Annotated in this window: 9 protein-coding genes and 1 pseudogene; 9 read left to right on the top strand and 1 reads right to left on the bottom strand. The window is 70.5% G+C overall.

Translation table 11 applies throughout. The features are described 5' to 3' along the window. Window positions 1–123 precede the first annotated feature (123 nt). Entirely contained in the window at window positions 124–891 is a 768-nt protein-coding gene (locus tag ABGB05_RS36585) for an ABC transporter ATP-binding protein (RefSeq protein WP_347658616.1), read from the bottom strand. 372 nt (window positions 892–1,263) lie between these two features. Between ABGB05_RS36585 and ABGB05_RS36590 the strand changes: the two genes are divergently transcribed. From ABGB05_RS36590 to ABGB05_RS36630, 9 genes and pseudogenes are all read left to right on the top strand, one after another. Then, a complete protein-coding gene (locus ABGB05_RS36590; RefSeq protein WP_347658617.1) occupies window positions 1,264–2,010 on the top strand; it encodes a GntR family transcriptional regulator in 747 nt (248 codons plus the stop codon). 257 nt (window positions 2,011–2,267) lie between these two features. Next, the gene (locus tag ABGB05_RS36595) at window positions 2,268–3,455 is read left to right on the top strand and encodes a CaiB/BaiF CoA-transferase family protein (RefSeq protein ID WP_347658618.1); all 1,188 of its coding nucleotides are present in this window, start codon (window positions 2,268–2,270) and stop codon (window positions 3,453–3,455) included. A 6-nt stretch (window positions 3,456–3,461) separates the two neighbouring features. Further along, window positions 3,462–4,124: a carboxymuconolactone decarboxylase family protein gene (locus tag ABGB05_RS36600; RefSeq protein ID WP_347658619.1), complete on the top strand. Its 663-nt coding sequence runs from the start codon at window positions 3,462–3,464 to the stop codon at window positions 4,122–4,124. Then, a complete protein-coding gene (locus tag ABGB05_RS36605) occupies window positions 4,118–5,002 on the top strand; it encodes an amidohydrolase family protein (RefSeq protein WP_347658620.1) in 885 nt (294 codons plus the stop codon). The genes ABGB05_RS36600 and ABGB05_RS36605 overlap by 7 nt, the downstream gene beginning before the upstream one ends. Next, the gene (locus ABGB05_RS36610; RefSeq protein WP_347658622.1) at window positions 4,999–5,778 is read left to right on the top strand and encodes an enoyl-CoA hydratase-related protein; all 780 of its coding nucleotides are present in this window, start codon (window positions 4,999–5,001) and stop codon (window positions 5,776–5,778) included. Before ABGB05_RS36605 ends, ABGB05_RS36610 begins: the two co-directional genes overlap by 4 nt. Then, on the top strand, window positions 5,775–6,590 hold the full coding sequence (locus ABGB05_RS36615) for an enoyl-CoA hydratase-related protein (protein WP_347658623.1): 816 nt from the start codon (window positions 5,775–5,777) through the stop codon (window positions 6,588–6,590). Before ABGB05_RS36610 ends, ABGB05_RS36615 begins: the two co-directional genes overlap by 4 nt. A gap of 27 nt (window positions 6,591–6,617) precedes the next feature. After that, the gene (locus tag ABGB05_RS36620) at window positions 6,618–8,150 is read left to right on the top strand and encodes a 3-hydroxyacyl-CoA dehydrogenase (RefSeq protein WP_347658624.1); all 1,533 of its coding nucleotides are present in this window, start codon (window positions 6,618–6,620) and stop codon (window positions 8,148–8,150) included. Between the two features lie 2 nt (window positions 8,151–8,152). Next, window positions 8,153–8,761 (top strand): flavin reductase family protein, encoded by a 609-nt coding sequence (locus ABGB05_RS36625; RefSeq protein ID WP_347658625.1) that lies wholly within the window; start codon window positions 8,153–8,155, stop codon window positions 8,759–8,761. 341 nt (window positions 8,762–9,102) lie between these two features. Then, a pseudogene (locus tag ABGB05_RS36630) lies at window positions 9,103–9,442 on the top strand (hypothetical protein); the annotation flags it as partial.

Raw genomic sequence — 9,442 nt, forward strand, 5'->3', positions numbered from 1 at the left:
CCCCGCACAACCCTGCCCCGAGCAAGCCGACCACGTAATCGGCGAATCCACCCTGCCCCGAAACCACATCGGATCAAATCTATTCAACTGCGATCAACACGAACCGCATCGGTGGATCGAGGCTCAGTGCCTCGCGAAGTGGGAGCGGATCCGAGCGGCGGTCTCGGCGAACTGGGGGGAGTCGATGAGTTCCCCGTGACGTTCGGCCGGCAGCGGTACGTCGACGACGTCGACGATCCGGCCGGGGCGGGGCGACATCACCACCACCCGCTGCGACAGCATGACCGCCTCGGAGATGCTGTGCGTGATCAGTACGGTGGTGAGCGACGTGGAGGCCCACAGCCGGTGCAGGTCGAGGTTCATCTGGTCGCGGGTCATCGCGTCCAGCGCGCCGAACGGCTCGTCGAGCAGCAGCACGGTCGGTGCGGCGATGAGCGCCCGACAGAGCGCGACCCGCTGCTGCATGCCGCCGGAGAGTTCGCGGGGTAGCCGGTCACCGAAGTCGCCGAGGCCGACCTGGTTGAGCAGTTGACCGGCCCGTTCCCGCTCGTCGGCGCCGATCCGGCCGCGCAGTTTGAGCGGGAGCAGGATGTTGTCGACGACGCGCAGCCAGGGCAGCAGGGTCGGCGACTGGAACATCAGGGAGACCGAGCGGTCCGGCGCGGTTACCACCCGGTCGCCGATCCGGACCTCGCCACTCGACGGTGCGGTCAGGCCGGCGAGCACCCGCAGCAGCGTGGTCTTGCCGCAGCCGCTGGCGCCGACGATGGAGACGAACTCGCCGGCGCCGACGGTCAGCTCCACGCTCTCCAGCGCGGTTGTCTCGGGTCGTCCGGGGGTGCTGAACGTCTTGCGTACGCCCTGGATGGCGATGGGAACAGCCGCCGTCATGGCGTCATCTCTCCTCTCGACGAGGTGGGAACACGCCGGAACGGGGAGGGGTGTGGAGTCCGCCGTCTCGGCTGCCGCCTACCATCAGCCTGTTACCGCCCTATAAACTGGACTTATGATCTTTGCGGCAAGTTACCGGAGGCCACCAGTGCTGTCAACGGGTCCGCGCGCTGCGGAATCGGCCCGTCCGACGGGTCCGGGAGCGCCCCTGGTGCCGTCCGGGTCGGATGCCGCGCGGTGGGTCGACTCCGGCGCGGTCATCGAACACGGCAACTACGGGAGTGGGCTTGGTATCGTGCAGCTTGCCCGGCGGCGCCCGGACGCGGGTAGTCGGGATTCGGCCGTTACCGTAGCCGGGCGAGGAGCACGATAATGGGGCGCACGATCAAGGGATCCCGGGTTGATTTCAGCCGCAGTGCCGTCGCGCGGTACATCCAGCTGAGCACCCTGTTCCGTCGGCGCATCGACTCCGGCGAGTGGGCGGTCGGCGCACAGATCCCCACCATCGACCAGCTCGCGACCGAGTTCTCGGTCGCCCGGGCGACCGTACGGCAGGCGCTCGACGTCCTCGAGGCCGACGGGGTCATCGAACGCTTCCGGGCGAAGGGCACCTTTGTCACGGGGCGGAGCCGACAGACGCTCTGGCACGAGATCCCGACGGACTGGTCCGGTCTGCTGCTGGCTCCGGAGGGAGTGAGCATCGAGATCCTGGGCGTCAGCCACGGCACGCTGCCGCCGCTGGTGCCGCACGAGATCGGCGGTCTCGCCCCCAGCTACCGTCGGATCAGCCGCCGGCATTCCCGCAACGGGCAGGTCTACTACAAGGGTGACGCGTATGTCGACGAGCGGCTCGCGTCCCGCATCTCGGACGAGGCGCTCGCGACGAAGACCACGTTGCGGATGCTGAAGGACCTCGAGGGGCTGACCATCGCCGAGGTCCACCAGACCCTGACCGTGGGCATGGCCGACGTGCTGCTCGCCGACACCTTCGACATCCCGCTCAACGCGCCGGTCGTGCACATTGGGCGGACCGCGGTCGACGACTCCGGCACCGTCATCTTCGTCGGTGACGGCGTCTACCGCGGAGATGTCATCCGTCTCGACGTGAAGGTGACCTGAGCCGGGGCCCCTGATCCCCGCGACCGGCCGGTCGCCGCCGGCCGGTCCGTCGTCCTGTTCCGTCTGGTTGGCGGACGCCGCCGGCGGCCGGGTCGCCACGCCGCGCTTGACCCGCCTCGGAAGCCGCTGCTAGCGTAAGGTCATAAAGCTGGTTCTATGACTCTTTGCTTGCGGTGGCCCGCCGACGGAACCAGGCTGGTCAGACCAAGACGGTGAGGTGCGCGGTCCATGCATACCGAACTTGCGGGAGAGCGGCGATGAGCGCCCTGCTCGAGGGGGTACGGGTTCTCGACCTCAGCCGGATCATGGCGGGCCCCTGGGCCGGCCAGTTGCTCGCCGACCTCGGGGCCGACGTCATCAAGATCGAACGCCCGGTGCTGGGCGACGACACCCGGAGCTGGGGACCGCCGTACCTGGCGGACCGCTCCGGACATCCGACCTCGGAATCCGCCTACTACCTCTCGGTGAACCGGGGCAAGCGGTCGGTGGCGGTCGACCTCGCCTCGCCGGAGGGGCGTCGGGTCGTCCGTACCCTCGCCGGTCGATCCGACATCGTGCTGGAGAACTTCAAGGTCGGCACCCTGGCCCGGCACGGCCTCGACTACGACGCACTCGCCGACCTGAACCCCCGGCTCATCTACTGCTCGATCACCGGCTTCGGCCAGACCGGGCCACGGCGTGACCAGGCGGCGTACGACTTCATGGTCCAGGCGATGGGCGGCCTGATGAGCGTCACCGGCGCGCCCGACGAGGTGCCCGGCGGCGGCCCCCAGAAGGTCGGGGTGCCGATCGTCGACCTGATGACCGGCATGTACGCGGCGGTCGCCGTGCTCGCCGCCCTCGAACGACGACACCGGACGGGCCAGGGCGAGTACATCGACCTCGCGATGCTCGACGTGCAGCACGCCTTCCTGGCCAACCAGGCGATGAATCATCTGGTCACCGGGCGCGAGCCGGTCCGACGGGGTAACCGGCACCCCAACATCCAGCCGCAGAACGTCTACCGGTGCGCCGACGGACACCTCGCGGTGGCCGTCGGCAACGACGGCCAGTTCGCCAGGTTCGCGGCGGTGCTCGGGCAGCCCGGCTGGGCCACCGACGAGCGGTTCCGCAGCAACGCCGACCGGGTCGGCCACATCGACGAGCTGGAGGCGCTGGTCGGCGAGATCCTGCGGACCCGTCCGGTGCACGAGTGGGCCACCGCGCTCGACCAGGCCGGGGTTCCGTGCGGTCCGATCAACTCGGTCGGCGCGGCGCTCGCCGACCCGCACGCCCGGGAACGGGGAACGGTCGTCGAGGTACCGCATCCGCTCGCCGGGACGGTGCCGCAGGTACGCAGCCCGTACGTGTTCCGCAACGCCGAGCTGCGGACGGACCGCCACCCGCCGCTGCTCGGTGAGCACACCGCCGAGGTGCTCGCCGAACTCGGCATCGAGGAGTACTGAGACACGATGCGGATTCCGCTGTTCCCCACCGACACCATGACCCCCGCCCAGCGGCAGGTGTACGACAAGATCGTGCAGGGTCCGCGTGGTCGCCTCGTCGGCCCGCTGCGGGTCTCGTTGCACCGGCCGGACCTCGCCGACGCCTGGCAGCACTTCGGGCAGCTCCTCCGGTTCGACACGAGCCTGCCCCGGCACCTCAACGAACTCGCGATCATCGTCACCGCACGACGCTGGAACGCCCAGGTCGAATGGTACGTCCACGCGCCGGCGGCGGTCGCCGCCGGAATCGAGCCGGCCGTCGTCGAGGCGATCCGGACCGGCCGGCCGCCCGAGTTCACCGACCCGGACTGCGCCGACGTGTACGAGTTCGCGCGTCTGCTGCAGCAGCACGGTGACGTGCCGGACGACCTGTACAGCGCCCTCCTGCGACGCTGGGGACCGGTCGGCATGGTCGACCTGTCGAGCGTCATCGGTTACTACACCCTGGTCTCGATGACGCTCAACGTGCACGAGGTGCCGGTTCCGGACGGTGCTCCGGCACCGTTGCCGCCGCTCGGACGGGCCGGCGACGGGCTGCCCGGCCTGCCACCGTGTCGCCGTACCGGCGGACCCGCGACCGGCGCCGCGAAGCCGGTGGAGCCCGCGACCGGGTCGGGGAAGCCGTGCTGACCGCCCCGCCCCGGTCACTGCCCCGGGCACCCCACGTCGCACCGCCGCCCGGCGCCACCGACAGCCACGCGCACGCGTTCGGCCCGTTCGCCACGTACCCGCCCGGTCCGTCGGGCTATCCCGTGCCGGAGACGCCGAGCGCCCGCTACCTCGAGATGCTCGACACGGTCGGGCTCAGCCGCGGGGTCCTCGTCCAACCCGGCCCGTACGCGCAGGACCACGCCGTACTCCTCGACGGACTGCGGGCCGCGGGTGGCCGACTCGTCGGCGTCGGCGTCGCCCGGCCCGACATCTCCGACCGGACCCTCGACCGGCTCGCCGAGGCGGGGGTCCGGGGCCTGCGGTTCATCGAGCCGCGCCTGCCGGCGACATCGGCGCCACCCGGAAGCGTCGGGGTGACCGCGCTCGAGGCGTTCGCACCACGCCTCGCCGAACTCGGCTGGCACGCGCAACTCTGGGCCGGTGCGGCGGACTGCGCCCGGTGGGGCACCGTCCTCGCCGAGCGTGGCGTGCCGGTCGTCTTCGACCACCTGGCCCAACCGGACGTCGAGGCGGGCGTCGACGCACCCGCCTTCCGCCAGGTACGTGCCCTGGTCGCGGCCGGCGTCGCCTGGGTGAAGATCCCGGTCTGCCGGGTCGGTACGGCGGCGAACGGGTTCACCGAGGCGCGACCGTTCCACGACGCGCTCCTCGAGACGAACCCGGACCGTCTCCTGTGGGCCTCCGACTGGCCGTTCGTCCGCCTGGACCATCAGGTGCCGGACGTCGGCGAACTGCTTGACCTTTTCCGACGGTGGACGCCCGGGCCCGAGTGGGAACGCATCCTGGTGCACAACCCGGCCCGGCTGTACGGATTTCCCGACCTGGGGGCGGCATGAACAACAACGGGACCGGCCACGTGCGGGTCGAGCGGAACGGCGCGGTCGCCCGGGTGGTGATCGACCGTCCACCGGTCAACGCCATCACCCTCGACGACTACCGGGCGATCACCGACGTCTTCACCCGGATCTCCGGATCGCGGGACGTGCACTGCGTGGTGCTCACGGCGGCCGGCCGGCGCGCCTTCTGCGCGGGTCTCGACCTGCGCGAGTTCCTGGCCAGCACCGCCGAGGAGGATCCCGCCCGAGCCCTGGTCGTCCGGGCCACCTTCGAGAGCGTACGGACCTGCGCGGTGCCGGTCATCGCGGCGGTCAACGGCCCGGCCCTCGGCGCGGGTGCCGTACTCGCCTCGGTCTGTGACATCCGGATCGCCGCGAGGTCCGCGACGATCGGATTACCCGAGATCAACGTCGGCCGCTGCGGCGGGGGAGCGTACCTCGGCCGGCTCGTCCCACCGGGGGCGCTGCGCCGGATTTTCTTCACGGGGGAGCCGGTCGACGCCGAGGAGGCGTACCGGATCGGCCTCTTCGACGAGGTGGTCGACGCCGCCGAACTGCCGGCCGCCGCCGACCGGTTGGCCGCCAGGATCGCCGGCAAGAGCCCGGTCGGGCTGCGCTACGGCAAGACGGCGCTCAACGAGGTCGAGGGTCTGCCGGTCGAACGTGGCTATCCGATCGAACAGGGCTACAGCACCCGGCTGATGATGACCGAGGACGCCCGGGAGGCCGCCCAGGCGGTGCTGGAGAAGCGCACCCCGGTCTGGCGCGGCCGATGAGCCCGGCGCCCGAACCGGTCCGGCCCGCCGACCAGTCCCCGGATCCGGTGCCGGTCAGGGTCGACGACCACGGCCCGGTACGGGTCATCCGTGTCGACCGACCCGACCGGCGTAACGCCCTCGACCTCGCCACCAAGTCCGCCCTCGCCTCGGCGCTGCGTGCCGCCGAAGCCGACGGGACCGTGGGCGCCGTGGTGCTCACCGGATCGGACCGCTACTTCGTGGCCGGTACCGACATCGGCGAACTCGCCCGGCTCAGCGTCGCCGACCATCTGCGGCTGCGTACCGGCGAGGTCTTCGACGTCGTCGACCAGCTCGACAAGCCGACCATTGCCGCGGTCGAGGGTTTCGCGCTCGGCGGCGGATGCGAACTCGCGCTCGCCTGCGACCTGGTGGTGGCCGGTGAGTCGGCACGGTTCGGCCAGCCCGAGATCCGGGTCGGGCTGGTACCCGGGGCGGGCGGGCTCAGTCGGCTGGTCCGCGCGGCCGGGCGACACCGGGCCCTGCGGTTCGTCCTCACCGGCGACCAGGTCGGGGCGACCGAGGCGTACGGGCTCGGGATCGTGAGCGAGATCGTCCCGGATGGTCACGCGCTCACCCAGGCCGTCTCGCTCGCCGAACGGATCCTTGCCTTCTCACGACTGTCGGTGACCCTGATCCGGCAGGTGGCCCGCGCGGCCGAGAACGAGCCGCTGACCGGGGCGGTCGAGACCGAGCGGCGATCCTTCCAGCTGATGTTCGGCACCCGCGACCACGACGAGGGACTCCGGGCGTTCCTCGAGCGTCGCGAGCCACGGTTCACCGGAGAGTGACACCATGACCGGTCGGGAAGAGAGCCGATGACCGAGAGCACAGCACGGGTCCGGGTCGTCGGGGCGGGTGCGATGGGTACGGGTATCGCCCAGTTGCTCGCGACGAGCGGAGCCAGCGTGCGGTTGACCGACGTCGACCCGGCCGCGCTCGACCGCGGCCTGGCCCGGATCGGCGACCAACTGGCCCGGGAGGTGGCGACCGGTCGACGTGCCCCGGCAATCGCCGCCGAGGTCGCGGCCCGGGTCACCCGGCTTGCGGACCCGACCGCCGCCGAACCGTGCGACGTCGTGATCGAGGCGGTCGTCGAGGACCTCGCGGTCAAGCGGAGCCTGTTCCGCGAACTCGAGTCGGCCCTGGCGCCGACGACCGTCCTCGCCACGAACACGAGTTCCCTGTCGGTCACCGCGATCGCCGCCGTACTCGACCGGCCGGAGCGTGCCCTCGGTCTGCACTTCTTCAACCCGGTGCCCCGGATGCGTCTGGTCGAGGTCGTCCCGGGGGTCCGGACCGCGGCGTCCGTCATCGACCACGCGACGGAACTCGTACGCCGGACCGGGCACGTCGCGGTCCGGGCCGCCGACACCCCCGGTTTCCTGGTCAACCACGCCGGTCGGGGGTACGTCACCGAGGCGCTCCAGCTCCTCGAGGAGGGGATCGCGGCACCCGCCGAGATCGACGCGATCGCCCGGGACGTACTCGGCCTGCGGATGGGGCCCTTCGAACTGCTGGACCTCACCGGGCTCGACGTCTCGGTCCCGGTCCTCGAGTCGATCTGGTCGGGGTTCTACGCCGAACCTCGGCTGCGTCCGTCGGCGCTGCTGCGCACCCGACTGCACGGCGGACTGCTGGGACGCAAGACCGGCGAGGGTTTCTACCGCTACCGGGACGGCACGAAACTGCCACCGGAACCGGTTCCGCCGGCCATGGTCCCGGTCGACCGCCCGGTCTGGACCGACGATCCGTCGCTCGCCGCCCTGCTCCGGGAGGTGGGGGTGACGGTCGAACCGAGTGGGCGGCCGGGGGAGCGGTCCGTCGTCCTGATCGCGCCGGAGGGCGCGAGCACCCTCGAGGAGGCACGGCGTCGAGGACTGCCGTTGCGGCGTACCAGCGGCGTCGAGTCGTTCGGCGACACCGCGACCCGTCTTGTCCTCGCGGTCCACCCGGGACTCGACCCGGAGGTCGGCCGTGTCGCGCGGGCCGCGCTCGCCAGCACGGGTCGGGCGGTCTCCGTCGTCCGCGACGGTCCGGCGGGCGTCGCCCAACGCCTGCTCGCGTCCGTCGTCAACACCGCCGCCTCGATCGTGCAGGCCCGACTGGCCACGCCGGACGACCTCGACACCGCGGTACGCCTCGCGCTCGGGTATCCGACGGGACCGTTGGCCTGGGGTGACCGGGTGGGGGCGGACCGCATCCTGGCGGTGCTCAACGGCCTGTTGGCGCAGACCGGCGATCCCCGGTACCGGCCGAGCCGGTGGATCGTCGAACGTGTCGCGCTCGGGCTCGCCCTGGCCGATTCCGGCACGGCGCCCTCGGACATTCTCGGGACGGGTGGGGAGTAGCCATGGAAATCGACTGCGCACGCCTGGACGCCGGCGAGCGGTACCGGTTGCTGACCGGGCTTGTCGTACCGCGTCCGATTGCCTGGATCACCTCGCGCTCACCCGAGGGTGTGCTGAATCTCGCCCCGTTCAGCCAGTTCACCATCATCTCCTACACCCCGCTGATGGTCGGTATCTCGATCGGATCCCGGTCTGGGGTGCCGAAGGACACCCGCCGCAACATCGAGCGGACCGGGCAGTTCGTGGTCAACGTGCCGACCTTCGCCATGCGGGATCTCGTACACCGGTCGTCCGTCGACTACGGTCCCGAGCAGAGTGAGGCCGAGCTGCTCGGAGTGGACCTGGTGCCGTCGGTTGCGGTCGAGGTGCCCGGCGTCGCCGGGGCGCCGATCCGGATGGAGTGTCGGTGGTCCTCCACCACGCCTTTCGGCACCGGCGGATCGGCATTTGTCGCCGGCGAGATCGTGTACGTACATGTCGACGACACCGCCGTCGACGGGCTCAAGGTCGACACCCGGGTGGTCGATCCGTTGATGCGAATAGCCGGACCGAGTTATGCGCGGATCACGGATGTCACGAGCATGCCGCTGGTGGGCCCGCCCGAGCGGTGACCCGGACACGTTTGGCCGGCTTGTTCCCGGTGTCCGGTTCGGGGTCATGATCAACCTCGGTCGGGGGAATGATCGGGGGTTGGGGGTCGTTACATTACGCGTACGACCGAGTAGGACGGCCGCTGGGCTGGGCTGATGGGCTCGGGTCTGGGAATGATCCGGGGCTGCCGGTCGTTACATATGGCGTTCGGCTGAGCACCGCCCCCTGGTGCCGGCTGTTTCTGGTCCCCGGAAGGTGTCCTCTTTCTCTTCTGGTGTGGGCCGTTGTTCTTCTCTCTGGCACTTCACACGCGCCCCCTCTGCGTGTGGGTGTTCATCCCCGATTGGAAGGAACGACGATCATGAACAGCACGCTGTTCGGTCGGTGGATTCCGGCCATCACTGAGACTTCTCTGGTTCGTAGGACGGCGCTGGGTCTGACTGGTCTGGCGTTTGTTGGTGGCGCTGTCGCGGGTCCGGCGGTTGCCGCGCAGGCCGCCCCTGAGCATCACGGGGTGAACCTGGTGGCGCAGTCCGTGGTCGTGGACAAGGGTGATCACAAGAAGGATGACGGTAAGCCGTCGCGGGACAAGCTGGTTCCGCATGGTGTGCAGGGTGCGCAGGCGTCGATTCCGATCTCGCCTGAGCAGGCGGACAACGTGAAGGCGATTGTGAAGGCGACGAAGAAGGCTGGTCTGGACG

Source organism: Plantactinospora sp. B5E13, from assembly GCF_039871775.1.
Lineage (GTDB): Bacteria > Actinomycetota > Actinomycetes > Mycobacteriales > Micromonosporaceae > Plantactinospora.

Coding starts and splice junctions, on each gene's coding strand:
- ABGB05_RS36585 (WP_347658616.1), bottom strand. CDS start 891: ATGACGGCGGCTGTTCCCATCGCCATCCAGGGCGTACGCAAGACGTTC.
- ABGB05_RS36590 (WP_347658617.1), top strand. CDS start 1,264: ATGGGGCGCACGATCAAGGGATCCCGGGTTGATTTCAGCCGCAGTGCC.
- ABGB05_RS36595 (WP_347658618.1), top strand. CDS start 2,268: ATGAGCGCCCTGCTCGAGGGGGTACGGGTTCTCGACCTCAGCCGGATC.
- ABGB05_RS36600 (WP_347658619.1), top strand. CDS start 3,462: ATGCGGATTCCGCTGTTCCCCACCGACACCATGACCCCCGCCCAGCGG.
- ABGB05_RS36610 (WP_347658622.1), top strand. CDS start 4,999: ATGAACAACAACGGGACCGGCCACGTGCGGGTCGAGCGGAACGGCGCG.
- ABGB05_RS36615 (WP_347658623.1), top strand. CDS start 5,775: ATGAGCCCGGCGCCCGAACCGGTCCGGCCCGCCGACCAGTCCCCGGAT.
- ABGB05_RS36620 (WP_347658624.1), top strand. CDS start 6,618: ATGACCGAGAGCACAGCACGGGTCCGGGTCGTCGGGGCGGGTGCGATG.
- ABGB05_RS36625 (WP_347658625.1), top strand. CDS start 8,153: ATGGAAATCGACTGCGCACGCCTGGACGCCGGCGAGCGGTACCGGTTG.